Source organism: Sedimentibacter sp., from assembly GCF_038562225.1.
GTDB lineage: Bacteria > Bacillota > Clostridia > Tissierellales > Sedimentibacteraceae > Sedimentibacter.
This window is the reverse complement of the sequence record NZ_JBCFAS010000004.1, coordinates 140,835-167,724: the sequence shown is the minus strand read 5'-3', so window position 1 is coordinate 167,724 and position 26,890 is coordinate 140,835. Positions and strand designations below refer to the sequence as shown.

30 protein-coding genes are annotated in these 26,890 nt (G+C 40.0%); 27 read left to right on the top strand and 3 right to left on the bottom strand.

All coding sequences use genetic code 11. The features are described from left to right. Window positions 1–107 precede the first annotated feature (107 nt). Window positions 108–1,445 carry a chromosomal replication initiator protein DnaA gene (gene dnaA / locus AAGU76_RS15720; RefSeq protein WP_342486472.1) on the bottom strand — a complete coding sequence of 446 codons (1,338 nt, stop codon included), beginning with the start codon at window positions 1,443–1,445 and terminating at the stop codon, window positions 108–110. Between the two features lie 401 nt (window positions 1,446–1,846). Between dnaA and rpmH the strand changes: the two genes are divergently transcribed. The 15 genes from rpmH to AAGU76_RS15645 all read left to right on the top strand — a co-directional run bounded on the left by rpmH (window position 1,847) and on the right by AAGU76_RS15645 (window position 15,463). After that, on the top strand, window positions 1,847–1,981 hold the full coding sequence (gene rpmH / locus AAGU76_RS15715) for a 50S ribosomal protein L34 (protein WP_019228796.1): 135 nt from the start codon (window positions 1,847–1,849) through the stop codon (window positions 1,979–1,981). 45 nt (window positions 1,982–2,026) lie between these two features. Continuing rightward, window positions 2,027–2,365 (top strand): ribonuclease P protein component, encoded by a 339-nt coding sequence (gene rnpA, locus AAGU76_RS15710; RefSeq protein WP_342486471.1) that lies wholly within the window; start codon window positions 2,027–2,029, stop codon window positions 2,363–2,365. Beyond that, window positions 2,362–2,571 (top strand): membrane protein insertion efficiency factor YidD, encoded by a 210-nt coding sequence (yidD, locus tag AAGU76_RS15705; protein ID WP_342486623.1) that lies wholly within the window; start codon window positions 2,362–2,364, stop codon window positions 2,569–2,571. Before rnpA ends, yidD begins: the two co-directional genes overlap by 4 nt. A 14-nt stretch (window positions 2,572–2,585) precedes the next feature. Then, on the top strand, window positions 2,586–3,368 hold the full coding sequence (locus AAGU76_RS15700; RefSeq protein WP_342486470.1) for a YidC/Oxa1 family membrane protein insertase: 783 nt from the start codon (window positions 2,586–2,588) through the stop codon (window positions 3,366–3,368). Continuing rightward, window positions 3,369–3,995: an RNA-binding cell elongation regulator Jag/EloR gene (gene jag / locus AAGU76_RS15695; protein WP_342486469.1), complete on the top strand. Its 627-nt coding sequence runs from the start codon at window positions 3,369–3,371 to the stop codon at window positions 3,993–3,995. Window positions 3,996–4,192: 197 nt separating this feature from the next. Beyond that, window positions 4,193–5,569 carry a tRNA uridine-5-carboxymethylaminomethyl(34) synthesis GTPase MnmE gene (gene mnmE, locus AAGU76_RS15690; protein ID WP_342486468.1) on the top strand — a complete coding sequence of 459 codons (1,377 nt, stop codon included), beginning with the start codon at window positions 4,193–4,195 and terminating at the stop codon, window positions 5,567–5,569. Window positions 5,570–5,596: 27 nt separating this feature from the next. Further along, the gene (gene mnmG / locus AAGU76_RS15685; RefSeq protein WP_342486622.1) at window positions 5,597–7,501 is read left to right on the top strand and encodes a tRNA uridine-5-carboxymethylaminomethyl(34) synthesis enzyme MnmG; all 1,905 of its coding nucleotides are present in this window, start codon (window positions 5,597–5,599) and stop codon (window positions 7,499–7,501) included. Next, window positions 7,494–8,207 carry a 16S rRNA (guanine(527)-N(7))-methyltransferase RsmG gene (gene rsmG, locus AAGU76_RS15680; RefSeq protein WP_342486467.1) on the top strand — a complete coding sequence of 238 codons (714 nt, stop codon included), beginning with the start codon at window positions 7,494–7,496 and terminating at the stop codon, window positions 8,205–8,207. Before mnmG ends, rsmG begins: the two co-directional genes overlap by 8 nt. 13 nt (window positions 8,208–8,220) lie before the next feature. Then, window positions 8,221–9,009, top strand: a complete 789-nt coding sequence (gene noc, locus AAGU76_RS15675) for a nucleoid occlusion protein (RefSeq protein ID WP_342486466.1) — start codon at window positions 8,221–8,223, stop codon at window positions 9,007–9,009. A gap of 11 nt (window positions 9,010–9,020) precedes the next feature. Beyond that, window positions 9,021–9,782, top strand: coding sequence for an AAA family ATPase (locus AAGU76_RS15670; RefSeq protein ID WP_342486465.1), 762 nt, complete (start codon window positions 9,021–9,023; stop codon window positions 9,780–9,782). A gap of 10 nt (window positions 9,783–9,792) precedes the next feature. Beyond that, window positions 9,793–10,638 (top strand): ParB/RepB/Spo0J family partition protein, encoded by an 846-nt coding sequence (locus AAGU76_RS15665; protein WP_342486464.1) that lies wholly within the window; start codon window positions 9,793–9,795, stop codon window positions 10,636–10,638. A gap of 306 nt (window positions 10,639–10,944) precedes the next feature. Then, entirely contained in the window at window positions 10,945–11,439 is a 495-nt protein-coding gene (nuoE, locus tag AAGU76_RS15660; protein WP_342486621.1) for an NADH-quinone oxidoreductase subunit NuoE, read from the top strand. Window positions 11,440–11,451: 12 nt separating this feature from the next. Then, window positions 11,452–11,823 carry a (2Fe-2S) ferredoxin domain-containing protein gene (locus tag AAGU76_RS15655; RefSeq protein ID WP_342486463.1) on the top strand — a complete coding sequence of 124 codons (372 nt, stop codon included), beginning with the start codon at window positions 11,452–11,454 and terminating at the stop codon, window positions 11,821–11,823. Between the two features lie 16 nt (window positions 11,824–11,839). Next, window positions 11,840–13,630, top strand: a complete 1,791-nt coding sequence (nuoF, locus tag AAGU76_RS15650) for an NADH-quinone oxidoreductase subunit NuoF (RefSeq protein ID WP_342486462.1) — start codon at window positions 11,840–11,842, stop codon at window positions 13,628–13,630. 18 nt (window positions 13,631–13,648) lie between these two features. Continuing rightward, complete coding sequence (locus AAGU76_RS15645; protein WP_342486461.1) at window positions 13,649–15,463, top strand: NADH-dependent [FeFe] hydrogenase, group A6; 1,815 nt, start codon at window positions 13,649–13,651, stop codon at window positions 15,461–15,463. An 85-nt stretch (window positions 15,464–15,548) separates the two neighbouring features. Here AAGU76_RS15645 and AAGU76_RS15640 read toward each other — a convergent pair whose 3' ends face one another. Then, complete coding sequence (locus tag AAGU76_RS15640; protein WP_342486460.1) at window positions 15,549–16,208, bottom strand: HAD family hydrolase; 660 nt, start codon at window positions 16,206–16,208, stop codon at window positions 15,549–15,551. Window positions 16,209–16,533: 325 nt separating this feature from the next. On the opposite strand from AAGU76_RS15640, the gene AAGU76_RS15635 reads away from it, so the two are divergent. The 12 genes from AAGU76_RS15635 (at window position 16,534) to pyrE (ending at window position 26,490) form a co-directional block, all read left to right on the top strand. Next, window positions 16,534–17,817, top strand: coding sequence for a dihydroorotase (locus AAGU76_RS15635; protein WP_342486459.1), 1,284 nt, complete (start codon window positions 16,534–16,536; stop codon window positions 17,815–17,817). 61 nt (window positions 17,818–17,878) lie between these two features. Further along, a complete protein-coding gene (locus AAGU76_RS15630; RefSeq protein WP_342486458.1) occupies window positions 17,879–19,027 on the top strand; it encodes an aminotransferase class V-fold PLP-dependent enzyme in 1,149 nt (382 codons plus the stop codon). Window positions 19,028–19,142: 115 nt separating this feature from the next. Beyond that, a complete protein-coding gene (locus AAGU76_RS15625) occupies window positions 19,143–20,213 on the top strand; it encodes a DUF5711 family protein (RefSeq protein ID WP_342486457.1) in 1,071 nt (356 codons plus the stop codon). A gap of 14 nt (window positions 20,214–20,227) precedes the next feature. Next, entirely contained in the window at window positions 20,228–20,893 is a 666-nt protein-coding gene (locus AAGU76_RS15620) for a CvpA family protein (RefSeq protein WP_342486456.1), read from the top strand. A gap of 9 nt (window positions 20,894–20,902) precedes the next feature. Then, on the top strand, window positions 20,903–21,511 hold the full coding sequence (yedF, locus tag AAGU76_RS15615; RefSeq protein ID WP_342486455.1) for a sulfurtransferase-like selenium metabolism protein YedF: 609 nt from the start codon (window positions 20,903–20,905) through the stop codon (window positions 21,509–21,511). A gap of 12 nt (window positions 21,512–21,523) precedes the next feature. Next, window positions 21,524–21,745: a DUF951 domain-containing protein gene (locus tag AAGU76_RS15610; RefSeq protein WP_342486454.1), complete on the top strand. Its 222-nt coding sequence runs from the start codon at window positions 21,524–21,526 to the stop codon at window positions 21,743–21,745. Window positions 21,746–21,971: 226 nt separating this feature from the next. Beyond that, on the top strand, window positions 21,972–22,898 hold the full coding sequence (gene pyrB, locus AAGU76_RS15605) for an aspartate carbamoyltransferase (protein WP_342486453.1): 927 nt from the start codon (window positions 21,972–21,974) through the stop codon (window positions 22,896–22,898). Then, window positions 22,898–23,323 (top strand): aspartate carbamoyltransferase regulatory subunit, encoded by a 426-nt coding sequence (locus AAGU76_RS15600; protein WP_342486452.1) that lies wholly within the window; start codon window positions 22,898–22,900, stop codon window positions 23,321–23,323. The genes pyrB and AAGU76_RS15600 overlap by 1 nt, the downstream gene beginning before the upstream one ends. A 55-nt stretch (window positions 23,324–23,378) precedes the next feature. Beyond that, entirely contained in the window at window positions 23,379–24,251 is an 873-nt protein-coding gene (gene pyrF / locus AAGU76_RS15595; RefSeq protein WP_342486451.1) for an orotidine-5'-phosphate decarboxylase, read from the top strand. Then, complete coding sequence (locus AAGU76_RS15590; protein WP_342486450.1) at window positions 24,251–24,979, top strand: dihydroorotate dehydrogenase electron transfer subunit; 729 nt, start codon at window positions 24,251–24,253, stop codon at window positions 24,977–24,979. Before pyrF ends, AAGU76_RS15590 begins: the two co-directional genes overlap by 1 nt. Window positions 24,980–24,988: 9 nt before the next feature. Continuing rightward, window positions 24,989–25,891, top strand: a complete 903-nt coding sequence (locus tag AAGU76_RS15585) for a dihydroorotate dehydrogenase (RefSeq protein WP_342486449.1) — start codon at window positions 24,989–24,991, stop codon at window positions 25,889–25,891. 35 nt (window positions 25,892–25,926) lie between these two features. Further along, window positions 25,927–26,490 (top strand): orotate phosphoribosyltransferase, encoded by a 564-nt coding sequence (pyrE, locus tag AAGU76_RS15580; RefSeq protein WP_342486448.1) that lies wholly within the window; start codon window positions 25,927–25,929, stop codon window positions 26,488–26,490. An 80-nt stretch (window positions 26,491–26,570) separates the two neighbouring features. On the opposite strand, the gene AAGU76_RS15575 is transcribed toward pyrE, so the two are convergent. Beyond that, the gene (locus AAGU76_RS15575) at window positions 26,571–26,858 is read right to left on the bottom strand and encodes a hypothetical protein (protein ID WP_342486447.1); all 288 of its coding nucleotides are present in this window, start codon (window positions 26,856–26,858) and stop codon (window positions 26,571–26,573) included. Window positions 26,859–26,890 lie beyond the last annotated feature (32 nt).

Below are 26,890 nucleotides of genomic sequence, written 5' to 3'. Positions count from 1 at the left end.
AAGAATATGAAAATCTGTGGCTGTTGATGGTTTTATTTTTTCAGAAAAACAAAAAATATAAAAAATAATTTTGTAAACAGACTTTAACAGTTTATCAACAAGTTAATTTAATTATTCAGCATGGAAATCAGGTCATCAACGTTCTTTTTTATTTCCTGGCTGTTTTCCATGTCTTCCTCAACCTTATTGCAGGCATGAAGAACTGTTGAGTGGTCCCTTCCGCCGAACTCGTCTCCAAGCTTTGGAAGAGAGTAGTCTGTTAGCTTTCTGGCTATATACATGGCTATTTGTCTGGGGTAAGCTATGTTCTTGGTCTTTTTCTTGGAAACAAGGTCTTCCATGGATATGTTGTAGTAGTTTGCAACAACTTCCTTTATATCGCCAAGAGTAATTTTCTTGTTGTTTGATATAAGGTGCTTCAACGCTTCTTGGGCAAGCTCAAGGTTAACTTCCTTTTTATTAGTCAGTGAAGCGTAGGCATAAATCCTTATGAGAGCTCCCTCCAGCTTACGAATGTTTGACTGTATGTGCTGGGCGATGTAAGTGATCACGTCGTCCGGTACATTGTAATTTTCAGCCTCAGCTTTTTTTCTAAGAATAGCTATTCTTGTTTCATAATCCGGCGGCTGTATGTCTGCAATGAGTCCCCACTCGAAACGGGAGCGCAGTCTGTCCTCAAGCGTTGGAATTTCGCTGGGTGGATTGTCGCTGGACACAATTATCTGCTTGTTTGCCTCGTGAAGAGCATTGAATGTGTGAAAAAATTCCTCCTGTGTACTTTCCTTTCCGGCTATAAACTGAATGTCGTCCACCAGAAGGACATCAGCTTTTCTGTATGTGTTTCGGAATTCCTCGTTTGTGCCGTCTTTGATGGAGTTGATGAGGTCATTAGTAAATTTTTCACTGGTTACATACAAAACATAGGCATCAGGATTGCTGTCCAGAATGTAGTGACCGATGGCGTGCATGAGGTGAGTCTTTCCGAGACCAACACCTCCATATAAAAATAAAGGGTTGTAAGCAGTTGAAGGAGCCTCTGCCACAGCCAGCGATGCAGCGTGAGCAAATCTGTTGCTGTTGCCTATTATGAAGTTATCAAAGCGGTACTTAGGGTTTAATTTTCTCTCATTGTTTATGGAGTCTGTTTCCTCAGCAGAGCCTGAGGAAAAACTTTTTTTGGTTTCTTCCTTGTCTACGCTCTCTCCAGGTACAGTAAAAATCAGCTCCGTTTCTTTTTTTAGAACATATGTGAATGCATTTTTTAGAAAGTTGTAATGTCTTTTTTTCAGGGTGTTTTTTAAGAAATCATCGGCTGTTTCCAAATAAATTGTATTATTTTTATAGGCAACTATCTTAAGGGGCTTGAACCAAGTATTAAAACTGACTTGATTGGTATCTTCCTTTACAATTTCCAGGACTTCGTTCCATAATTCTTCAAAGTTCATATAATTCCTCCGGTTGTTGATAAAAAAATTAACATGGTGTTAATCAGTAGCTGAAAATATATGTCAAAAATCATTGTATTAACAATTGTTAATAATAGCTGTCAACAATTTTCAAAATTGAATATTCAATATTTTTAAAAAGTTAATAACAGTTTGTCCATAAATAAACCGCAAATTAAAAAGTTATCCACAGACACATATCATACTATCATTTTTTATCCACAATTTCAATTTTAATTTTATTTATTTTAAAAAATAATTGCATTCTTCGAAAAAATGTAGTATATTACAGTAGCTATAAATATTTTTGCGTTGACAGGGAATTTCAAAAATATTATAATTTAAAAACATGAAAATTTAAGATATTTATATAGATATCTGTGTACAAGGAGGTGTTTTTTGTGAAAAGAACTTATCAGCCAAAGAGAAGACAGAGAAGCAGCGAGCATGGATTTATCAAAAGAATGAGCACAAAATCCGGAAGAAATGTTTTGAAGAGAAGAAGGGCAAAAGGTAGAAAGAAATTGTCAGCATAAGGCCGCATTTTGTGGCCTTTTATTCCATTCTCACAGGGAAAAAATATGATTATTATTAAAAACAACAAGGAATACAAGTCTGTTTACAACTGCAACAATTCTATTTCCGATTATAATCTGGTGCTGTTTGTAAAAAAAAACGATTTCGGTTATAACAGATTTGGTTTCACTGCTGCAAAAAAAATCAAGAAAGCAGTTTTAAGGAATATTATAAGAAGACGGCTTAAGGAAATAGTCAGATTAAACGAGTATAATTTGAAGGAAGGCTACGACTTTGTGTTGATGGCCAGGGTTAATGCTGCCGAATCGGATTACAAAAGTCTGGAAAAATCATTTTTTAAACTCATGAAGAGAAAGAAACTGTTGAAGGGTGATTTGAAATAAGCAATCTGTTGATTTTTATTATACGAATATATCAGAAGTTTTCTTCAAGTTCGGGAGTAAGACACTGCAGATTTTACCCCACATGTTCGCAATATTTTGTTGAAGCGTTGCAAAAATACGGCTTTTTTAAAGGTTCATATTTAGGAATAAGAAGAATACTAAGATGTCATCCCTTCCACCCCGGAGGGTATGATCCTTTGAAATAATACGGAGGATAAACATGAATTTAAATTTTATAGCAAAGCCAATGGGCATGCTTGTTAAATTGTTATACGACATGGTGTCTGTACTGGATACCGAATATCTTTCTGCTTATGCGATATCAATCATATTGTCAACGATAATATTTAAGCTTGTAATATTGCCGCTGACAATAAAACAGACAAAATCAATGAAAAAGATGCAGGATCTGAATCCAAAAATTCAGGAACTTCAGGAAAAATACGGCAAGGATCCACAGACTCTTCAGAGAAAGCAGATGGAGCTTTACAAGGAAGCAAACTACAGTCCTTTTGCTGGATGCCTGCCTATGCTTATACAGTTTCCGATTCTCATTGCGTTCTTTTATGTTATAAGATCGCCGGAAGTTTATGTATTTCAGAATCAGGAAGCTTACAATCTGATTAACAAGGCATTTTTGTGGGTGAACGACCTCAGTTTTGCTGAAAACCATGTGTTTGACGGAGGATTGATAAACGGTTTGTCCATGGGAGGAATGGTTCTTCCTTTCATAGGAGCGGCAGTGCCTATTCTTGCTACAATTTCAGCTCTTACAACTTACCTTACAAGCAAGATGACCATGGCAGGACAGCCGGCAGGAAATGAACAGGCAATGGCTACTCAGAAGTCAATGAACATGATGATGCCTGTCATGATATTTGTTTTTGCTTTGCAGTTCCCTGCAGGATTAGGATTGTACTGGGTGGTGTCCAACGTTTTTCAGTTAGTACAGCAATATGTCATTATGCATTCGTCCAAAAATCCGAAGGAGGAATTAAAATAAATGAAAAATGTAACTATTGAAAGATCTACCGTAGAAGAAGCTGTTGCCGCAGCCTTAGAAGAGCTTCACGCTGAAAAAGACGAAGTTGAAATAGAAGTCATAAAAGAACCTTCAAAAGGCTTTTTCGGTTTGATTGGAAGCAAGGATGCAAAAGTTAAAGTTACCGTTACAAATGGTCCGGAAGAAAGAACAAGAAAATTTTTCGACATCCTTCTTAAAAAAATGGATATAGCGGCAGATTATGAAGTGGATTTTTCCGACAATGTTTTAAAAGTTGATATAGTTAAAATCGGAGAAGACGACAAAGGTATAATAATAGGAAAAAGAGGAAAGAACCTGGATGAAATTCAATTTCTTCTGAATTTGATTGTAAACAAGGGCAGGGAAAATTACGTAAGAGTAATATTCAATGTTGAAGATTACAGGGCAAAAAGAGAAGAAACTCTGAAGAGGCTTGCGGTAAAGATGGCTGAAAAATGCAGATACTATAAGCATAAGGTTCGCCTGGAGCCCATGAATCCATACGAAAGAAGAATAATACATTCTACTTTGCAGGATGAGAAGGACATAATAACTTATTCTGAGGGAGATGAGCCTTACAGAAAAGTTGTAATTGATTTGAAGTAATTAGCATTTCATATAACCCGGACAACCGGGTTATATTTTATTGTAAAGGCTACAATAGCGAGTATTGCTTTTACAGGATTAATTCTTGATGGATAGGCAATAATAGAGCAAAACAGAACAAATTAAATATTTATGTACATTTGTGAAAAATTAATGTAGAATATATGTGTAAATTTCTTACAAAGGATAGTGAAAGGATGAACTCTGACACAATTGCTGCAATTGCTACATTTCCAGGCAATGCAGGCATCAATATCATCAGAATAAGCGGTGATGGCGCCCTTGAAATAGCAGAAAAAATTTTTGTTAAAAATGGAAGCAAAACAGAAGGCAGTAAATTAAAACCCAGATACCTTCACTACGGTCACATAACAGACCAGGACAACAAGGTAATAGATGAGGTTCTTTTGTCATACATGAAAGGTCCGGGTACGTACACAAGGGAAGATGTGGTAGAAATAAACTGCCACGGAGGTATAATTTCGGCAAAAAAAATACTGGAGACTGTCCTTTTTCATGGCTGCAGACCGGCTGAAAGAGGAGAGTTCACCAAAAGAGCCTTTCTTAACGGAAGAATTGACCTGACCCAGGCAGAGGCAGTCATAGACATAATCAATTCCAAGACAGATTCAAGCCATGCCATATCCGTAAACCATCTGGAAGGAAGGCTGTCCAGGGAAATAAACGAAATAATAGAAAAAATCATGCAGATTCTTGCCAACATAGAGGTAAACATAGACTTTCCGGAATATGATGAGGACCAGATTACAATTTCTATGGCAAGGGAATTCTGCAGCGAAGTGCTGGTCAAAATTAACAAGCTCATAGAAACTGCAGATACCGGCAAGATTTTCAAGGAAGGAATAAAAACCGTAATACTCGGAAAACCCAATGTGGGCAAATCTTCTCTTATGAATTTCCTACTCAATGAAAACAGGGCTATTGTTACTGAAATTCCCGGAACCACCAGAGACACCATCGAAGAGTACGTGAACATCAAAGGCGTTCCGCTCAGAATAATTGACACTGCCGGTATCAGGGATACAGATGATGCGGTGGAGAAGATCGGAGTTGAAAAGGCTCTTTCAAAAGTAGGTGAGGCTGACCTTGTAATGATGATTTTTGATTCATCCCGGGAGCTGGAGGAAGAAGACGAAAAGATTCTTGATTACATCAGGGAAAAGAAAACAATTTTTATCAAAAACAAGACAGATTTGGAAACAAGGCTGGATTTAAGCGGACAAAAAGAAATTGAAAGTGAAGTTATAAACATTTCAGTTGCCAGAAACCAGGGGCTGGATGAAATAATGGAAAAAATCAGCAGCATGTTTTTCCAGGGAACCATAAATCTTGACAGCCAGCTGATTATAAACAACGCAAGGCATAAAAGCCTTCTTGTCAACGCGAAGAGAAACCTTGAAGAGGTATTAAAATCAATAGATAATGATATGACAATTGATTTCGTTGAAATTGACCTTAAGGAAGCTATGGAAAACCTGGGGCTTATTGTGGGCAAGTCTGTAAGCGATGATCTTGTAGACAAAATATTCAACGAATTTTGTATCGGAAAATAGAAAGAGAGAAACAAAATGGATGACAAAGTGAGAGATTTTCTTGCAGAAGAAGTAGATGTGGCTGTCGTTGGGGCAGGACACGCAGGCTGTGAAGCAGCCCTGGCATCAGCAAGGCTGGGAATGAAGACAGCAATGCTGACCATGACATTGGATTCCATTGCCATGATGCCGTGCAACCCTAACATAGGAGGAACTGCAAAAGGGCATCTGGTCAGGGAAATTGATGCTCTTGGCGGAGAAATGGCTTTAAATATAGACAAGACTATGATACAATGTAAGATGTTAAACCGCTCCAAGGGCCCGGCTGTTCACTCGCTAAGAGCCCAGGCGGATAAAAACAGATATCACACTGAAATGAAAAAGGTTATTGAAAATCAGGAGAACCTTGAGGTTGTACAGGCAGAGGTAACGAAACTGACGGTCAATGATGACAAGAGCTTCAACCTGTACACAAAGGTCGGAGCATATTACAGAGCTAAGGCGGTTATTTTGACAACAGGTACCTACCTTAAGGGAAGGGTTTACATTGGCGAGCTTAACTATGCTTCAGGTCCCAATGGCCTGGCACCGGCAAATGAGCTGTCTGATTCTCTCATGGATTTGGGAATAGAGCTTCGGAAGTTCAAGACAGGAACACCTGCAAGGATTCACTCGGACTCCATGGATTACAGCAAGATGGATATTCAGTCCGGAGATGAGGAGATAATTCCTTTTTCATTCATGACAGACAAAATAGAAATACAACAGGTTCCATGCTATATAACGTATACAACTGAACAGACTCATGACATCATAAGAAACAATCTGGACAGGTCTCCTCTTTATGAAGGAGTAATAAAGAGCATAGGTCCTAGATACTGCCCTTCAATTGAAGACAAGGTTGTTAAGTTTTCAGACAAAGACAGGCACCAGCTTTTTGTGGAGCCTGAGGGTTTGGACACAAAGGAAATGTACATTCAGGGAATGTCTTCATCTTTACCCTACGAGGTGCAGATCCCCATGTACAGGTCCATGATAGGGCTTGAAAATGCAAAAATCATGAGGCCTGCGTATGCCATAGAATATGACTGCATCGATCCAACACAGCTTAAGACCAGCCTTGAAGCCATAAGCATTAAAAATTTGTTTTTTGCAGGACAGGTAAACGGTAGTTCCGGTTATGAAGAGGCTGCTGCACAGGGTTTGATTGCCGGCATAAATGCGGCAATGAGCCTCAAGGGCAGAGAACCGCTTGTGCTGGATCGTTCAGAAGCATACATCGGAGTTCTTATAGATGACCTGGTAACGAAGGGAACGAATGAACCGTACCGAATGATGACATCAAGGGCGGAATACAGACTGCTGCTCCGTCAGGATAACGCTGATGAAAGACTGACTGAAAAGGGGTACAGTGCAGGTCTGGTAACAGAGGAAAGATACAACAGGTTCCAGGCCAAGAAAAAGAAAATAGAAGAAGAAATAGAAAGACTTAAAAGTATAAAGCTTACTCCCAAAAATGAAGTAAATGAAATACTGGAGAAACTGGACAGCGTTCCTTTGAAAATGCCGATCAGCTTTTACGATTTGCTGAGAAGAACAGAGCTTAACTACGACAATACGGCTGATCTTGATATGGAAAGACCGCCTCTTTTCAAGGAGACAAAGGACTATGTGGAAACTGTAATCAAGTATGACGGATATATCTCAAAGCAGATAAAACAGGTTGAACAGTTTAAGAAACTTGAGAATAAAAAGATACCTAAAGATATAGACTACAACAACGTTGGAAGCCTCAGGCTGGAAGCAAGGCAGAAACTCAGCCGGGTACGGCCGGATTCAATAGGTCAGGCTTCAAGGATTTCCGGCGTGTCACCGTCCGACATTAATGTACTGCTGGTTTATCTTATGACTTACAGCTCAAAATCACAGGATAAAGGAGAAAATCTTGATTAAGACATTGGAAGAGGGTTTCAAACAGCTGAAATTGCCCTACAGCACTGAAATTGAAAACAAGTTTATCAAGTACCGGGATCTTTTGAAGGAATGGAACAAGAAAATAAACATTACTTCAATTGATGACGATGAGGAAATTTATGTGAAGCATTTCCTTGACAGCATATTGCTTCTTTGCCCTGAAACCGCTCTGGAGAAAAAGAGCATCATCGATGTGGGCACCGGTGGAGGTTTTCCGGGTTATCCGCTGAAGATAGCCAATGATAACTACTCAGTCACCTTGCTGGACAGTTTGAGAAAAAGAATTGACTTTCTTGAAGAGGTTTCTAGGAGCTTAAATCTTAAGAATGTTGAATTCATCCACGGAAGGGCAGAGGATTTCGGGCAGAATCCAGGCTACAGGGAAAAGTACGACATATGTGTTTCCAGGGCTGTGGCACCTCTTAACGTATTAAGCGAATACTGCCTTCCATTTGTGAAGGTGGGTGGGTATTTTGCAGCATACAAAAGCGAAAATATTTCCAAGGAAATATCAGATTCGGAAAAAGCCATTGCTAAGCTGGGCGGAAGAATAAGTGAAGTGAAAGAAGTCAGCCTGCCGGGCTCGGATATTGTAAGGAAGATTGTTATAATAGAAAAAACTGAAAAAACCGATGCGAAATATCCGCGAAAGGCAGGAAAACCTGCCAAGGATCCGTTGGTGTAAGGGGGAGAAGCTATTGATAAGCAATATAGTGAATTTGGATGTAAACAAAATAATTCCTAATAAAAACCAGCCCAGAAAAATATTTGATGACAAGGCACTGGAGGAACTGAGCCAGTCCATTAAAAACTACGGTATTATCCAGCCCATAACCGTAAGAAAGATTTATGACGACATTTTTGAGATCGTTGCAGGGGAAAGACGTTTTAAGGCAATAAGGCTTTTAGGACACGAAACCATACCTGCGGTTGTGATTGAAGTAAAGGAAGAAGAATCCGCAGCCATGGCGCTCATTGAAAACCTTCAGAGAGAGGACCTGGACTTCATAGAGGAAGCTTACGCATATGAAAGGCTCATTGAGGATTTTGAACTGAATCAGACCCAGCTTGCAGAAAAACTTGGGAAATCTCAGTCCACAATTGCAAATAAAATGAGAATACTGAAGCTTCCCGAAGCCGTAAAGCAGAAGCTGAGGGAAGGAAAATTAAGCGAGCGTCATGCAAGGGCTCTTTTGAAAATAGAGGATGAAGAGCTTCTTCTTACGATTGTAGAAAAGGTAATAAAAAAGGACCTTAATGTAAGCGAAACAGAAAAGCTTGTCAATTCAATCGCAGAGGATGTCAATCTCAAAAAGTTGAAGGACAAGCGCTATGTAAGGAATTTCATCAATTATAAAATATATATTAACACAATAAAGAATGCGTACAACGAAATAGTAAAAACAGGTATTGATGCCAGGTTCGAACAGGATGAGTCGGAAGAATTCATAGAAATAAAGGTAAAGATCCCTAAAAAAAGCATGTAGAAGGTGAAAAGATGGCAAAGGTCATAAGCATATTCAATCAAAAAGGCGGAGTTGGAAAAACAACTACAAATGTCAATCTGTGCGCCGCTCTGGCTTTAAAGGGCAAAAAAGTACTAAGCATTGACATAGACCCCCAGGGCAATTCCACAAGCGGCTTCGGTGTCAATAAGAATGAGCTTGAATATACGATTTACGATGTGTTGATTGAAGATTACGATATAAATAAGGTGATTCAAAAGACGAGCATTGACAACCTGGACCTCGTTCCTGCCAACATACAGCTTGCAGGAGCTGAAATAGAACTTACGAACACAAAATTCAGGGAAAAGACCTTGAAGGAAAAAATGAATATGCTGGATGAGAAATATGATTTCATCATCATAGATTGTCCGCCGTCGCTGGGGCTTTTATCATTGAATGCACTGACTGCTTCAAATACTGTTCTAATTCCCATACAATGTGAATATTATTCATTGGAAGGGGTAGGTCAGCTCATAGACACTGTGAAGCTTGTGAGAAAAAATCTGAATCCCAAGCTGGATATCGAAGGAGTTCTCCTCAACATGTTTGACGGAAGAACGAATCTTTCCGTGCAAGTGGTTGAAGAGGTGAAAAAATACTTCAAGGATAAGGTATACAGGACTGTTATTCCCAGAAGCATAAGATTGGCCGAGGCTCCAAGCTTCGGACAGCCTATAATGATGTATGATGAAAAATCAAAGGGAAGCACGGCATATATGAAACTATCCGAGGAAATAATAAAAAACAATTGAGGAGGATAACATGGCTGTAAAGAGAAAAGCCCTGGGCAGGGGTTTGTCAGCTTTGATACCGGAGGATCTGGAAAAGGAAGACAACAAGAGAATTGAAGATATTGACACAAATTTAATATGCCCGAATCCAAATCAGCCCCGCAAGGCATTTGAGCAGGACAAACTTGAAGAGCTGACGGAGTCAATTAGGAAGTATGGAGTTATCCAGCCTATAATTGTCAGAAAGGATAACGACATATATACCATAATAGCAGGAGAAAGAAGATGGAGGGCATGCAAAAACGCAAATATTAAAAGCATCCCCTGCATAGTAAGGGACATCGAAAACAGGAATGCTTCTGAGATAGCCCTTATCGAAAATATCCAAAGGGAAGACTTAAATCCCATAGATGAGGCAAATGCTTATGATTATATAATGGATAGATACGGAATAACACAGGAAGAAGTATCAAACATTGTTGGGAAATCAAGGGTGTATGTTACAAACATCATGAGGCTTTCAAACCTTGACAGCTACGTAAAGGAAAAAATTGTTTCAAATGAAATTACCGCCGGACACGGAAGGGCCATGCTGAGCCTCTCTCCTGAAAAGCAGATTTTAATGACAAACCTTATAATAAAGGAAGACCTGAGCGTAAGGGATGTGGAAAAGCTTGTAAGGAATGAGAAGAAACCAAAAAGAAGAGTACAGCCGGAAAAGGACAAATACATTGCCTACGTGGAAGAAATGCTCACAGATAGATTTTCGTCAAAAGTAAACATAAAAAGAAATAAAAACCGTGGAAAAATTGAAATAGAATATATTAACAACGAAGATTTGAATAGAATTTTGGACTTGTTGAAAATAGAAGATTGATCATTGTGTACGCAATGATTTTTTTCTGCTTTGAATTTGTCCTTAAATTACAAACGTTTACAACTTTAAGATTAATAATATTTGAACAAACTTCAATATCTTAAACGTTTAAATTACTTTACTTAATGAAGAGCCTGTCTTAATAATAGTAAATATTATTAACTAAATTACATCTTGTGATTAATATTAGTAAATAGAAGTATAGACAAACAATCTATTCTATTTAATTGTTTTTTATAATTGACATTATATTAACATAATTATATAATGTGAACAAAATATCTTTCAAAATATACTAGGGAGGTTATTATTTTGATTAAAGGACTTGATGTAAGAGCTAATGAAAAGCAGTTTGTTGAACTCAAAGAATACATTGACTCAATCAGACAATCACAGGGCATCTTAATGCAGACACTGCACAAAGCTCAGGAAATCTTTGGTTATCTTCCAATTGAAGTTCAAAGATTTATTTCCGAGGAAATCGATGTTCCGCTGGCTGAGGTCTATGGAGTAGCAACATTCTACACTCAGTTTTCTATTGAGCCGAAAGGAAAACATAAGATAGGTGTATGCCTTGGAACTGCCTGCTACGTAAAAGGTTCTCAGCTTGTATTGGACAAGTTGTCAAAAGAACTTAACATAAAGGTTGGAGGTACCACAGAAGACAACATGTTTACTCTGGAAGCTACACGATGCCTGGGATGCTGCGGTTTGGCTCCTGTTATGATGATAGACGGTGATGTTTACGGAAAGCTTGAAGCTAAAAAGGTACCGGAAATTCTGGCTAAGTATAAGGATTAAGGGGGCACGCACATGAAATCTTTGGAAGAATTGAAAAAATTAAGAGAAGAGTCAATCAAAAATATAGAAATGCGCAATACCGACAAGGACATTAGAGTGGTTGTAGGCATGGCAACATGCGGGATATCAGCAGGAGCGAGACCTGTACTGACAACTTTGGTTGAAGAGGTTGCTAAAAGAAACTTAAAAAATGTTCAGGTTGTTCAGACAGGATGCATCGGAATGTGCACCCTGGAACCTATTGTAGAGGTTTATTCAGCAGACAGGGAAAAAGTGACATACGTTCATGTAGACCCTGAAAAGGCTAAGAGAATTGTGTCCGAACACTTGGCCAACAACAATGTTGTCGTTGAATATACTATAGGTTCAGCTGAAAAACAGTAGAAGTGGAGGAGAAGCGATGAAGATTTTCAGATCTCATGTATTGGTTTGTGGCGGAACTGGGTGCAGTTCTTCAAATTCAGGCTTAATCAAAAACCGATTTGAAGAAAAGATAAAAGAGTTGAATCTGCAAGATGAAATACAGGTTGTTCAAACAGGATGTTTCGGTCTTTGCGAGGAAGGACCTATCGTAATAATATATCCTGAAGGATCATTTTATGCAAGAATGACAGTTGAAAGAGTTGACGAAATATGCGAAGAGCACCTGCTGAAGGGCAGAATCGTAAGAAAATACCTGTTTGACGAAAGCGCCAAGGAGGAAAAGATTAAACCTCTGGCTGACGTTGAATTCTATAAAAAACAAAAAAGAGTTGCATTGAGAAACTGCGGAGTGATAAATCCAGAAGATATTAATGAATATATAGCACGTGACGGTTATATGGCTCTGGGTAAGGTCCTGACAGAAATGACTCCGGAACAGGTTGTTCAGCTGGTAAAGGAATCCGGTCTTAAGGGAAGAGGAGGAGCTGGATTCTCCACAGGCATGAAATGGAGTTTTGCGGCACCGAACAAGGCCGACCAGAAGTATGTAATATGTAACGCTGACGAGGGAGACCCCGGTGCGTTCATGGACAGAAGCGTTCTTGAAGGAGACCCGCATGCTGTTCTCGAAGCAATGGCAATTGCAGGCTATGCAATTGGAGCAACAAAAGGATTCATATATGTGAGAGCAGAGTATCCCATAGCTGTTCACAGGCTTGAAATAGCAATAAGGCAGGCAAGAGAGATCGGACTGTTAGGAAAGAATCTTTTCGGAACAGATTTTGACTTTGATGTAGAAATAAGGCTTGGAGCAGGAGCGTTCGTGTGTGGAGAAGAAACGGCGCTGATGCAGTCTATAGAAGGCAAGAGAGGTATGTCAAGAAATAAACCTCCGTTCCCGGCAAACAAGGGATTGTGGGGCAAGCCTACAATTATAAACAACGTTGAGACTCTGGCCAACGTTCCACAAATTATAATAAACGGTCCTGAATGGTTCAGAAGCTTCGGTACTGAGAAATCACCGGGAACGAAGGTTTTCGCCTTGGGCGGAAAAATAAACAACACAGGTCTTGTTGAGGTTCCCATGGGTACTTCGCTCAGAGAAGTAATATATGATGTAGGCGGAGGATGTCCAAACGGAAAAGCATTTAAGGCAGTTCAGACAGGAGGTCCTTCTGGCGGATGTCTGACAAAGGATCACCTGGATATTCCCATAGATTACGATAACCTTACTGCAGTGGGTTCAATGATGGGCTCCGGCGGGATGATAGTCATGGATGAAGACAACTGCATGGTTGACATAGCAAGATTCTTCCTTGACTTTACAGTAGACGAATCATGCGGAAAGTGTACTCCGTGCCGTGAAGGTACAAAGCGTATGCTTGAAATTCTTGACAAGATTACAGAAGGCAAGGGCACCATGGAAGACCTGGATAAGCTTGAAAAGCTTGCTGTAACCATAAAAGAAACAGCTCTGTGCGGTTTGGGACAGACAGCTCCAAATCCGGTATTGTCGACACTGAAGTATTTCAGGGATGAATATGAAGCTCATGTAGTTGAAAAGAGATGTCCAGCTGGTGTTTGCCAGTCATTGCTGAAGTATATAATTACTATGGATTGCAAGGGATGTACAAAATGTGCCAGAGTTTGTCCTGTAGGTGCTATTGACGGAAAAGTCAAGGAAATGCATGTCATCAATCAGGAAAAATGCATTAAGTGCGGCGCTTGTATGGATTCTTGTACGTTCCATGCTATCATTAAAAAGTAAGGAAGGCAGGTGCTAAAATTGGATAAAGTAAATGTAACTATAAATGGAATAACAGTAAGTGTCCCAAAAGATTATACGGTCCTGATGGCAGCAAGAGAAGCAGGTATAGATATACCGACGCTTTGTTACCTGAAGGATATTAATGAAATAGCAGCATGCAGACTTTGTGTTGTTGAAGTTGACATAAAGGGAGCGCCAATGCGTAACCTTCCTGCATCATGCGTACTGCAGGTTCAGGATGGAATGAATGTTAAAACCAACACTCCCAAGGTAAGAAATGCAGTAAGGATGAACCTTGAGCTGATTCTTGCAAACCACAACAGAGAATGTCTGACCTGTCTTAGAAACGGAACATGCGAACTTCAAAAGCTCTGTGATGAAATGGGAATAGATGATATAGAGTTTCAAGGAGCTAAAAGAGAAGCGAAAATAGACAACCTTTCATATTCAATCGTAAGGGATTCCAGCAAGTGCGTTCTTTGCGGAAGATGCGTTTCAGCATGCCGTGATGTTCAGGGCATAGGAATTCTGGATTTCACGAAGAGAGGATTTAACACCGAGGTTGCTCCGGCATTCGATTACAGCATGAAGGATGTTCCGTGCGTATACTGCGGTCAGTGCATCCAGGCATGTCCGGTTGCAGCTTTGAGGGAAAGAACATACATCGATGATGTATGGGATGCAATAGATGATCCAGAAAAATTTGTTGTAGTTCAGACAGCTCCTGCAGTAAGAGCATCTCTGGGTGAGGAGTTCGGCTATCCTGTAGGAACTGATGTTACCGGAAAGATGGTTGCAGCATTAAAGAGATTGGGATTTGATAAAGTATTTGATACTAACTTCTCAGCTGACCTTACAATCATGGAGGAAGGAACAGAACTTCTCAGCAGAATCAAAAATGGCGGAACACTGCCAATGATAACATCATGTTCTCCTGGATGGATCAGATACTGCGAGCTAAACTATCCGGATTTCCTTGAAAATCTTTCCACATGCAAATCTCCGCAGCAGATGTTTGGAGCAATCGTTAAGACATACTACGCTGAAAAAGCTGGAATTGATCCTAAAAATATAGTTTCTGTTTCTGTTATGCCTTGTACATCAAAGAAAACAGAAGCAAACAGACCTGAAATGGAAGTGGATGGCTTAAGAGACGTAGATTATTCATTGACTACAAGAGAACTGGGAGACATGATCAAGCGTGCAAGAATAAACTTCAAGAAACTGTCCGATGAGCAGCCTGACAGAATCATGGGTGACTATACTGGAGCAGGCGCAATATTCGGAGCTACCGGAGGAGTTATGGAAGCAGCTCTTCGTACGGTTGCTGACATCCTGACAGGAAAGGACCTTGAACAAATTGAGTACCAGGCTGTAAGAGGTATTGAAGGCGTAAAGGAAGCAACGCTGGTTCTTCCTATAGAAGGAAAAGACACACCTGTGACCATAGCGGTTGCTCACGGAACTGCTAATGCCGCTAAAGTGCTTGAAGCAGTAAAAGCGGGAGAAAAGCAGTACACATTCATTGAAGTTATGGCATGCCCGGGCGGATGCGTTCATGGGGGCGGACAGTCTCACGTTTCAGCAAAGGCAAGGCTTGAGGTTAATCCTAAGGTTAGCAGAGCAAATGCTCTTTATGAGCTGGACAGATCGCTTCCTCAGAGAAAATCTCATAAGAATCCGGAAGTTGTGAAGCTTTATGATGAATATCTGAAAGAGCCAAACGGTCACTTGTCGCACAAACTCCTTCACACTCACTATGTAAAAAGAGAAGCATACGTGGTTGAGCAAGAGGAAGAATTTGAACAAATGCTTGAAAAACTGAACAAGTAACAAGGTTTAAGCAGCAGCCAGACAATAGAAAAAGAGATTTCCAACCGGGAATCTCTTTTCGTATTTAGGTATGAACAACTTATTCTCAATTGTTGATAATTATTTTTTTTAAATCATCAACTGTGGATGCTATGTAATCCGCGCCTTCATTTTCAAGCACTGATGCCGGGCGGAAACCCCACAATACTCCAAGGGATTTTACGTTGGCGTTTTTGGCAAGCTGTATGTCTATTTCTGTATCGCCTATGTATATGCACTGATTTTTTTCAAGACCGAGGCTGCTGATTATTTCCAGAAGTGTCATGGGGTCCGGTTTTGCTTCATATCCTTCCTTAAGGCCATACACTGTCTTTATTTTGCTGCCAAAATACTTTCTTGACATGTTAACCGTGTAATCATGAGGCTTATTGGATAACACTGCTGTTATAACCCCGTTATCATTTAGGTAGTCAAGCATTTCAGGTATTCCATTAAACGGTCTTGTGTTATCGTACATGTGAACTTCATAGTATTCATTGTAGTAGTTTAGGAACTGTTCGACAACTCCAGGCTCGTCCTTTCCAAAAAAATCTCCGACTATGCTTTCAATCACCTTTTGCCTGCCCTTTCCAAGGAGAAGCCTGTACTTCTGTGAATCGACCTTAGGCAGGTTAAACTTCTCCAACGCGTAGTTGCATGCCGTCTCAAGATCGGTCTGAGAGTCGAGCAGTGTGCCGTCCATATCAAAAATTGCAGCTTTAAACATAATTTCCTCCGAATATAATCTATTTTTATATTAACACAATTAATAGATTAAATGAAGATATTTATTCTTTAAGACATCCTGAGGATATGATATAATAAATACAAAAGATGAAGCAAAGGCTAGGCCTTTGCCCGATGTATTTATTGTATCGTTGTGAAGCAAGCCGATTTGCGGCTTGCCTGATGATAAAATAAATACAAAAGATGAAGCAAAGGCTAACGTCTTTCTCTTGAAATGAAGATGCTTAACGATGTATTCGTTTTTCGGTTATTAAGCCGCAAATAACTTTTCATCATAAATTATAAATAGTCTGGCAGGTGATAATATGTTGCTTATTAAAAACGGAAGAGTCATTGATCCTGAAACAGGAATGGATGAGGTTGCCGATATTCTTACAGATAGTGAAACAATAATAAAGATTGGAAAAAATCTGAGTCCCCAGGGAGACTGCATGGTTATAGATGCGGAAGGCTTTGTTGTTTCTCCTGGATTTATTGATGTTCACGTTCATTTCAGGGATCCGGGATTCACGTACAAGGAAGATATCAGCACCGGTTCGATGGCTGCAGCACGCGGAGGATATACAACGGTTGTATGTATGGCTAATACAAAACCTCCTGTGGACAATGCTGAAACTCTTGAATATATTTTAAATAAAGCAAAGGATTCTCCCATACATGTCCTGCAGACTGCGTGCATAACAAAGGGAATGAGAGGAACGGAGCTTGTAGACATGGAGCTTCTGAAGGATAAGGGAGCTGTTGGATTCAGCGATGATGGTTATCCCATAATGAATTCGCTACTGGTAATGAAAGCCATGAAGGAAGCAGAAAGGCTCAATGTGCCTGTGAGCTTTCATGAGGAAGACCCGAGTTTAATAGAAAGTGCGGGAATCAATCAAGGAAAAATATCAGAAGCAATGGGCCTGGGAGGAGCATCACATCTGGCTGAGGATGTGATGGTGGCCAGGGACTGTGCCATTGCTTCAGCAATTGGAGCAAAAGTGAACATACAGCATCTCAGTTCCGGTATTTCGGTGGAGATCATCAGATGCGCCAGAAGAAACGGAACAAATATAACAGCTGAGTCATCACCGCACCATTTTTCAATGACAGAGGTTGATATTTTGAAATACGGTACTAATGCCAAGATGAATCCTCCTCTCAGAACGGAGCAGGACAGGATTAAAATAATAGAGGGTCTTGCTGATGATACAATTCAAATAATTGCAACGGACCACGCACCTCACAGCAGCGAGGAAAAAATGCAGGAGTTTACTAAATCACCCAGCGGCATAATAGGGCTTGAAACTGCTCTGGCTGTGGGGATTACACAATTGGTTGACAAGGGACACCTGAGTCTGTTAAAGCTTTTGGAGAAGATGACCGTAAATCCTGCAAAGTTATACAATCTAAGAACTGGACGGCTTCAGGAAGGGCACCCAGCTGACATGGTTATATTTGGACCGGAAGAAAAGTGGACAGTAAGTGGTTTCAGTTCAAAGTCATCAAATTCTCCGCTCGTAGGGACTGAGCTGACTGGAAAGGTTAAATACACCATCTGCAGAGGCATGGTGGTCTATGAGGACAAAACAAATCAATGGTTTTAGTTATATCCATTAATGGTTAGTGTCATATAATATATCAAATACAATAATAGCAGGTGATAGAATGATTTATCTGGACAATGCAGCAACAACATACCCAAAGCCCAAGCAGGTTTACCAAAGCGTCATGGATGCTATGACGAAGTATGGAGCAAACCCGGGAAGAGGCAGCCATGCAATGGCCATTGAAGGTGCAAGAGTAATTTATGAAACAAGGGAGCTTCTCTGCCAGCTTTTTAACCTAGAGGACCCCATGCGGGTGATATTTACATTTAACGCAACAGATGGATTAAATATGGCTATCAAGGGTATACTAAGACAAGGTGATCACGTTGTGACTACCTCTATGGAGCATAATTCCGTATTGAGGCCCATATCTGAGCTTGAAAAGTACGGAGTCGAACATACAATAGTACAATGTGCTCCTGACGGAACCGTTAATGTTAATGATATCGAAAATGCCATTAAGAGCAATACGAGGCTTGTTGTTACTACACATGTGTCAAATCTTACAGGAACAATTTTCCCGATAGAAAAAATAGGAGAAATGTGCAGACGAAGGAGTGTGCTTTACCTGGTAGACGGATCTCAGAGTGCAGGAGTCATGGAAATAGACATGCAAAGGCAGAAAATAGATTTGCTTGCTGTTCCGGGACATAAGGGACTTCTTGGACCTCAGGGAACCGGTGCACTCCTGATCAACACAGATGCAGAAATAAGACAGCTTAAGGAAGGGGGTACAGGCAGCGAGTCCAGCAGCATGTACCAGCCGAATTTCTATCCGGACAAATTGGAAGCGGGAACGCATAACCTTCCGGGTATAGCAGGTCTGAACGCCAGCTTGAAGTACATTTTAAACAAGGGCACAAAATCGATTTTAAAGCACGAAAAAAGTATTTTAGAGCTATTCATCAATGAAATGAAAAAGAACCCTAAAATCAAAATATACGGTCCGGAAGACATCGACCTTCGATGCGGTGTTGTTCCGGTGAACATTGAAGGGAAGGATTCATCAGAAGTGGCATACATCCTGGATACGGAGTACAACATTGCAGTAAGACCGGGTTTGCATTGCGCTCCTCTGGCACACAAGACAATCGGAACAGATAAAATTGGTGCTGTAAGATTTGGTGTGGGGCCTTTTACAACAAAAGCAGATGTGATGGCTGCCGTAAAAGCTTTGAATGAAATATCCGAAAAAAAAGAAAATTAAAAGAGACAAGAAAATTGCTTTGCAGTTTTCTTGTCTTCCAATTTAATATTTTTTTAATGAAAAGTTGTCATGCATTTGATATAATGAATTTAACATAATTTAACAAGGATAGAATATGAAGAAAATAATTATATTTATATCAATAATCCTTATTATTGTGGCTGGAATATTGTATTCAACCTATGGAAGAGAACTCTTAAGCAAATTGGATGAAAAGCGGGTTTACAGCATGTCAGATGCAAAGACAACAAGTCTTAATCTTCTTGATGAATTCAAATTTTACAACGGAGGAATAGTTACATACAACAATCAAAAGCTTCAATTCATAAACTACGACAGCAGTGTTGCCTGGGAAAGGGAAAATAATTATTTCGCAAACAGGGTATTCGTCACTGACAACTATATATTCAGCCAGACAGACAGCAAGGTAGAAGTGCTGGACAAAAATAATCAGAAGTATGTAATAGCTGAAATTTCAGGGGATATACTGAATGTTTCACGTGAAAACAATGAAGTTTTCATTATAGTCAGACTGGGTACAGGACAAAATTCACTTTATGTTATGAATGATAACAACGAAGTTGTTGTAGATAACAAGGTTTTTGACGATATTATTACGGGAGTGGCCATAAGCGACAAGTCGGAAGCATACGCCCTGACTACTTTGAACTTTGAGAAGGGTGTTCCCGGGAATACTCTTTACTTCAACCTTCTGGATGATGTTGAGCTGTGGAGTGTACCAATTGAAAATGAAATATTGATAAGGACACAGATCGTTAACAACAATGTCATAGCCATAGGTTCTAAAAATATATATTACTTCAACACAAACGGAAAACTGATGTGGAAAAACAGCATATACAACAAAGTAGCAGATATTGAAATTGATAAGGAAAACCAGAAAATATATATTCTCTATGATAAGGATGTGAAAACTGAACTGATTACCTACAGCTTTGAGGGCAAGGTAGCTGAGATTCAGGAAGCTCCGGCAGGTATGGACAACCTTAAGCTTTATGGAAGCAAGACATTTGTAGCCGGAACCAACGGTATATTTTTGCTTCACGGAAGAAAGACGGACAAAATATACGAGGATTCGGAAGGTCTGATTACTGACTTTGAGCTTGATGGGAATCTCATCAGAATTATATCCAAGGACAAGCTGGTTACCGGTCAAATCAAATAAAAGGGGAGGCACTTATGAACTATGTAGATATTCTTATTATTATTTTTGTAATATTGTCATGTTTACAGGGATACAGGAGAGGATTCATTAAAACACTATTTGATACTCTTGGAGTTATAGTTGCATTTTTTGCCAGCAAGGAGTTCTACTACATAATAGAAAATTTTTTGCTGGACAATACAAAGCTATTTGTGAAGGTGCATGATTTCTTTGAAAGCAAAATGTCACACGGTATAGTGGAAAGTTTCAATAATCCTGCTCATCTTCCGGCGGAACTTCAGAATGTTGTAAGCACCATATTAAATTCTGAAAGTTCGGCACAGCTGGATACTTTCTCGCTTTTTGTTGATAATATCAGCTTAATAGTAATAAGGTCCATAAGCTTTGTGCTGACATTTCTGATTATATACGTTGCCTTGGTGCTGTTGTCCAACTTCATAAATGTGATCTTTAAACTCCCGCTTCTTAATCTGACAAACAGGGTTTTCGGAGCTGCCACAGGTGCCCTGAAGAGTGTAATAATACTATACTTGGTATTTGCGCTAAGTTCGCCTGTCATCAGTTTCATGGAGGACGGCTTTATATCTCAGGGAGTACTAAACTCAGAATCAAGCAAAATATTTTATGACAACAACATATTACTGAATTATTTATCATACAAAGGATTTTATAACAATTAGGAGGAAAAGATGAAAACAGTCGACGCAAGAGGTATGTTATGCCCACAACCTGTAATTATGACAAAAAAGGAAGCGGATTCAGGTGAAAAAGAAATTACGGTTATAGTTGATAATGATACTGCTAAGTCCAATGTTCTTAAATTCGGAAACAAGCTGAACTTCAAAACAAACAGCGAAGAAAGAGAAGATGGTATATACGTGCATCTCAACAAGGAAGAGTGTGTAGAATGCGAAGTGATAATTGCAGAAGCAGGCGAAGAATCTGAAATAAGGAATAAGAAACAAAACAAGGGTTATGTTATAGGAGGGGATAAACTCGGCAAAGGTGATGATAATCTTGGCAGGGTACTCATGAAAAGTTTTCTGTACACCGTTTCAGAAAAAAAACCATATCCGGATTTTATGATATTTTTAAACTCAGGAGTAAGACTAACGACGGAAGGTTCCGAGTCTTTGGATGACCTTAAGAAGCTTGAAGAAGGCAATGTTAAAATTGTTTCATGTGGAACATGTCTGGATTTCTTTGAAATTAAAAGCAAATTAGCGGTTGGTTCTGTTTCGAATATGTACGATATAGTTGATCTCATATCTGAATCGGACAATGCAGTAATGATATAAAGGAGTAATTATATGCCAATGCAATTAAATGTAGGAGATGTTGTCAAACTAAAAAAGAAACACCCCTGCGGAGGATATGACTGGGAGATATTGCGTGTAGGAGCAGATTTCAGAATAAGATGCACAACATGCAGCCGGCAGGTTTGGCTGCCTCGCCGGGAGGTTGAAAGAAGAATAACCAAAATTGTCAGCCAGGTTCAGGTTCCTTCGGATAATTCTCCAAAAGAAGAATAATAATAAAAAAACTATTGACATGCAGGATGAAATGTAATAAGATAATACAAAAGTTAATACCTTTAATCTGGCACAGTGAGGCTAGAAAGGAAAAATCAGATTTTAGATAGGTAAGTCTTCCTTTGCTGTGCGCGGAAGACTTTTTTATATTATAAGTCAGTTCAGGAAAGTCGGCATGGCCGGTTACAACTTTAAAATAGTCCAGAGAGGCTAATAAGGAGGAAATATGTTAAAAGGCAGAAGTTTAATTGAACCAATGGATTTATCACTTGAGGAGCTGGATGAGCTGCTGGATTTGGCAGACAGCATCATTGGAGAACCGGCATCATATGCAGATGTATGCAAGGGAAAGGTCCTGGCAACATTGTTTTATGAACCAAGCACAAGAACCAGACTCAGCTTCGAAGCTGCCATGCTGAGACTTGGCGGAAGCGTTATGGGGTTTTCTTCGGCAGATTCAAGTTCTGCAGCTAAGGGAGAAAGTGTTGCGGATACCATAAGAACCATAGCATGCTATGCAGATATAGCTGCTATGAGGCATCCAAAGGAAGGTGCACCAATGGTCGCTGCCATGAGCACTGATATGCCTGTAATCAACGCAGGAGACGGCGGACATCAGCATCCTACTCAGACATTGACTGATCTGCTCACTATAAGGTCATTGAAGGGAAGGCTGAACAATTTCACAGTTGGACTGTGCGGAGACCTCAAATTTGGTAGAACAGTACACTCGCTTATCAAAGCCTTATCAAGATACGAAAACATAAGATTCGTGCTCATATCACCTGAGGAACTTAGAATTCCGGAGTACATCAGAGAAGAGGTTCTCGTTAAAAACAACATAGAATTCAAGGAAGTTGAAAGACTGGAAAATGTAATGGATGAACTTGACGTGCTGTACATGACAAGAGTTCAAAAGGAAAGATTTTTCAACGAAGCAGACTATATAAGACTTAAAGACAGCTATATCCTCAATGCCGAAAAGCTTGAGAAAGCTAAAAGCGATATGATAATTCTGCATCCTCTGCCAAGAGTAAATGAAATATCCGTGGAAGTGGACAATGACCCGAGGGCATGTTACTTCAAGCAAGCGAAGTACGGAATGTTTGTAAGGATGGCTTTAATAATGAAATTACTGGGGGTGGAGAAATAATGTTAAACATAGACAGCGTAAACAAAGGATTGGTAATAGATCATATACAGGCAGGTAAGGCAATGCAGATATACCACTATCTGAATCTCGACAAAATGGACTGCAGCGTTGCAATCATAAAAAATGCAAAAAGCAAGATAATGGGTAAGAAGGACATTATAAAAATAGAAGATAAGATTAATTTAGATCTTGATGTGCTTGGTTTCATTGACCCGAACATAACCGTCAATGTCATAGACAACGGTGTAATTATTAAAAAAATTAAGCTTGAATTGCCTGAGAAGATAGAAAATGTGGTTAAGTGCAAAAACCCTAGATGCATAACTTCAATCGAGCAGGAGATTGTTCAGAAATTCAAGCTCACAGACAGAGATAAAAAGGTATACCGCTGTGTATACTGCGATACGGCGTGCGAACGAAATTAATTTATATAGCTGATGAGATATCATCAGCTATAATCATATATTAACGGAGGTTAAGATGATTGCAGATAAACTATTCAAGCAGGTGGAAGAAAAAGGCCATGTATGCCTGGGTCTTGATACTGACTACAGCTATCTTCCGGCAGGATTTGCTGAAAAATTTGACAGTGCCGGCGAAGCAATATATAATTTCAACAAAGAAATAATCGATGCAACATGGGACGTTGTAGCCTGCTACAAGGTTCAGATAGCGTACTATGAAGCTTTAGGACTAGAAGGTCTCAAGGCTTATGCAGACACATTGAAGTACATCAAAGAAAAAGGATCTGTTTCAATAGCTGACATAAAAAGAGGTGACATAGCCAAGACTGCAGAGATGTACGCTGCAGCCCACTTTACAGGCGACTTCGAAGCTGATTTTGTTACCTTGAATGCTTATATGGGAATAAACGACAGCATAGAGCCCTTCTTGAAATATGTTAAGGAAAATGACAAAGGGATATTTGTTCTTGTCAGAACTTCAAACAAGGGAGCAAGAGATTTTCAGTTCATCAAGGATAAGAATGGTGTCACTCTCTATGAAACGGTGGGTGAGAGACTGGAAGCCATGGCTCAGGAAAATACAGGAAAGTTCGGATTCAGTTCTATCGGAGCCGTAGTAGGAGCGACAAACAATGAAGAGGGAGCATCCTTGCGAAACAAAATGAAATCAGTCTTCCTGCTGATACCCGGCTACGGAGCGCAGGGTGGTAAAGCTGAAGACATAGCTGTCTACCTTATAAACGGAAACGGTGCCGTTGTTAATTCATCAAGAGGAATTCTCCTTGCTTATACAAAGGAAGAAAACGGTCATAATGACTTTGCCATGTGCGCCAGAAGAGAAGCAATCAGAATGAGGGACGACATATTGTCACATATTAAGGAGGCATGATGAAGGTACAAAAGAGCAGAATAAGGGAAAATGTTAGTATATCCCACAAAATTTACAGGCTGACGACAGACTTTGAAGACCAGATAAAACCGGGACAATTCTTCATGCTAAAGACGCTTGATAATGCGTTCTTGCTTCCGCGTCCCATAAGCGTAAATGATGCAGATGAAAACACTGTAACATTTCTGTACAGGACCGAAGGTGCCGGAACAACAAAGATAAGCAGCCTAAGGGAAGGTGACGAACTTCAGCTTTTCGGTCCTCTTGGAAACGGGTTTGACACTGAAAAGTTGAATGGAAAAATTGCTGTGGTAGGCGGAGGAATAGGAATAGCTCCTCTTTTATACCTGGTCAAAAGTCTGGGTAAAAGAGCTGATGCATACTTGGGATTCAGGGATAAGGACAATTTGTACACTTTGGATGAATTTCAAAAACATACAGAAAAAACTTTGGTTGTGACTGAAGACGGAAGCATGGGTGAAAAGGGTTTCGTAACAGATTACGTAGATTATTCCGGTTATGATTTCGTTGTAACCTGCGGTCCTGAAGTGATGATGAATAAAATCATGAAAAATTGTATGGAAAATAATGTAAAATGCTACGTATCTCTTGAAAGAAGAATGGCTTGCGGAATGGGAGTATGTCTCGGGTGCACAGTACAGACAAAAAACGGAAACAAGCGAGCCTGCAAGGACGGACCTGTATTTTCCATGGAAGAACTGTTGTAGAGGTGTATGATGACAAATTTAAAAATTAACGCCATGGGATTGGAGTTTAAAAATCCTGTTCTGTCCGCATCGGGAACTTACGGTTTCGGACAGGAATTTTCAGAAATATATGATGTTTCAGTGCTTGGAGGAATCTGCAGCAAGGGGCTCACACTCCGTGAAAGAAACGGAAACACAGGGATTAGGCTGTGGGAGACGCCCATGGGCCTCATGAACAGCATCGGTCTTCAAAACCCGGGAGTTGAATGCTTCATAAATGATGAGCTTCCGAGGATGAAAAGCTACAATACGGTTGTTGTTGCCAATCTGGGTGGACACTGCGATGAGGACTACTTTGAGGGCATTTACATGCTTAACGAAACCGATGTGGACCTCATTGAACTTAACATTTCCTGCCCCAATGTGAAGAGCGGAGGTATGGCATTTGGAATAAAGTCTGCAGTAGCTTATGAGATTGTATCCAAAGTGAGACACATATGCAAAAAACCATTGATGGTTAAGCTTTCTCCAAATGCCGAGAACATTCCGGAGATGGCAGTAGCCTGCGAGGCAGCCGGAGCAGACGGAATATCACTAATCAACACCATTCAGGCGCTGGCAGTTGACATTAAAAACAGGAAAGCAGTCTTTGACAACATATATGCCGGATTGTCAGGACCCTGCGTCAAGCCCATTGCTCTTCGAATGGTCAGGGATGCGGCAAAGGCTGTGAAGATTCCTGTCTGTGGCCTTGGAGGCATCATGAGTTCCGATGATGTAATTGAGTTTATTATGGCAGGAGCTACCCTGGTGCAGGTGGGGACAGGCAACTTCATAAAGCCGGACATTGTTCCGGATATAGTTAGGGGACTTTCTGAATTCATGGACAGGGAAGGAATAAAATCTCTTGATGAAATAAGAGGTATAATATAATTAGGAATTAGATTGAAAAAAAGACGGAGGTTATTATGAGTGTAAATGTAGTTGAAATACTGAAGGAATGTGAAGCTCTTTTGGAAGGACACTTCCTGTTGTCATCAGGAAGGCACAGCAACAGATACTGCCAGTGCGCAAAACTGATGCAGTATCCCGACAAAACGGAAAAGGTAATATCAATCGTTGCTGAAAAGGTTAGGGACCTTGATATAGATGTGGTTGTGGGACCTGCCATGGGAGGAATCACCGCAGCTTACGAACTGGGAAGACAGCTTAATAAGAGGGCAATCTTCACGGAAAGAGAAAACAATGTAATGACGCTTAGAAGAGGATTTGAAATTAATCCAGGTGAAAGAATTCTGATAATGGAAGATGTGGTGACTACAGGCAAGTCATCCATGGAAACTGCCAGAGTTTTGGAAGGGCTGGGCGGCAAGGTCATAGGTCTTGGATGTATCGTGGACAGAAAAGCAAGCGAGATAGACCTTCCCATATACAGTTCAATAGAGCTGGAGTTTGAAACATATGACTCAGAAAGCTGCCCCCTTTGCAAGGACGGCTCAGCACCGGTTAAGCCTGGAAGCAGAAAGTTTTAACAGTACAAAAATGTTCCGGATCATATCCCGGAACATTTTTATTGCATCAACAAAAAATCCTATTTCAAAAAGACTGACTATTAGCGGAAAAACAAAGGCCAGAACAGCCACCAGATAGGATTTTCGCATCTGCCGTATCTGTCGCAGTACGGATATCTGTAGTATCTCATCCTGTCATAGTAGTCGCGGTCATACCTTCTATCATAGTCGTAATAATCGTCGTAGTATCTGCCGTTATTGTATCTTCCGTCATAACGATTGCTGTAAATGTTGTTGTTCATATCATCCATATAGTACATGCCGTTGTTTTGCATGCTGTCATGCATTGCATCATTGTTTTGAATGTTATTGCTTTTATTTTTGTCCATATTACTCTCCTTCACATAAAATTATATATTAT

Excerpts from the sequence above, each read along its gene's own strand:
- dnaA (WP_342486472.1), bottom strand. The coding sequence starts at position 1,445 with ATGAACTTTGAAGAATTATGGAACGAAGTCCTGGAAATTGTAAAGGAA.
- rnpA (WP_342486471.1), top strand. The coding sequence starts at position 2,027 with ATGATTATTATTAAAAACAACAAGGAATACAAGTCTGTTTACAACTGC.
- AAGU76_RS15700 (WP_342486470.1), top strand. The coding sequence starts at position 2,586 with ATGAATTTAAATTTTATAGCAAAGCCAATGGGCATGCTTGTTAAATTG.
- jag (WP_342486469.1), top strand. The coding sequence starts at position 3,369 with ATGAAAAATGTAACTATTGAAAGATCTACCGTAGAAGAAGCTGTTGCC.
- mnmE (WP_342486468.1), top strand. The coding sequence starts at position 4,193 with ATGAACTCTGACACAATTGCTGCAATTGCTACATTTCCAGGCAATGCA.
- AAGU76_RS15670 (WP_342486465.1), top strand. The coding sequence starts at position 9,021 with ATGGCAAAGGTCATAAGCATATTCAATCAAAAAGGCGGAGTTGGAAAA.
- AAGU76_RS15665 (WP_342486464.1), top strand. The coding sequence starts at position 9,793 with ATGGCTGTAAAGAGAAAAGCCCTGGGCAGGGGTTTGTCAGCTTTGATA.
- AAGU76_RS15655 (WP_342486463.1), top strand. The coding sequence starts at position 11,452 with ATGAAATCTTTGGAAGAATTGAAAAAATTAAGAGAAGAGTCAATCAAA.
- nuoF (WP_342486462.1), top strand. The coding sequence starts at position 11,840 with ATGAAGATTTTCAGATCTCATGTATTGGTTTGTGGCGGAACTGGGTGC.
- AAGU76_RS15640 (WP_342486460.1), bottom strand. The coding sequence starts at position 16,208 with ATGTTTAAAGCTGCAATTTTTGATATGGACGGCACACTGCTCGACTCT.
- AAGU76_RS15635 (WP_342486459.1), top strand. The coding sequence starts at position 16,534 with ATGTTGCTTATTAAAAACGGAAGAGTCATTGATCCTGAAACAGGAATG.
- AAGU76_RS15630 (WP_342486458.1), top strand. The coding sequence starts at position 17,879 with ATGATTTATCTGGACAATGCAGCAACAACATACCCAAAGCCCAAGCAG.
- AAGU76_RS15625 (WP_342486457.1), top strand. The coding sequence starts at position 19,143 with ATGAAGAAAATAATTATATTTATATCAATAATCCTTATTATTGTGGCT.
- AAGU76_RS15620 (WP_342486456.1), top strand. The coding sequence starts at position 20,228 with ATGAACTATGTAGATATTCTTATTATTATTTTTGTAATATTGTCATGT.
- yedF (WP_342486455.1), top strand. The coding sequence starts at position 20,903 with ATGAAAACAGTCGACGCAAGAGGTATGTTATGCCCACAACCTGTAATT.
- AAGU76_RS15610 (WP_342486454.1), top strand. The coding sequence starts at position 21,524 with ATGCCAATGCAATTAAATGTAGGAGATGTTGTCAAACTAAAAAAGAAA.
- pyrB (WP_342486453.1), top strand. The coding sequence starts at position 21,972 with ATGTTAAAAGGCAGAAGTTTAATTGAACCAATGGATTTATCACTTGAG.
- AAGU76_RS15600 (WP_342486452.1), top strand. The coding sequence starts at position 22,898 with ATGTTAAACATAGACAGCGTAAACAAAGGATTGGTAATAGATCATATA.
- pyrF (WP_342486451.1), top strand. The coding sequence starts at position 23,379 with ATGATTGCAGATAAACTATTCAAGCAGGTGGAAGAAAAAGGCCATGTA.
- AAGU76_RS15590 (WP_342486450.1), top strand. The coding sequence starts at position 24,251 with ATGAAGGTACAAAAGAGCAGAATAAGGGAAAATGTTAGTATATCCCAC.
- AAGU76_RS15585 (WP_342486449.1), top strand. The coding sequence starts at position 24,989 with ATGACAAATTTAAAAATTAACGCCATGGGATTGGAGTTTAAAAATCCT.
- pyrE (WP_342486448.1), top strand. The coding sequence starts at position 25,927 with ATGAGTGTAAATGTAGTTGAAATACTGAAGGAATGTGAAGCTCTTTTG.
- AAGU76_RS15575 (WP_342486447.1), bottom strand. The coding sequence starts at position 26,858 with ATGGACAAAAATAAAAGCAATAACATTCAAAACAATGATGCAATGCAT.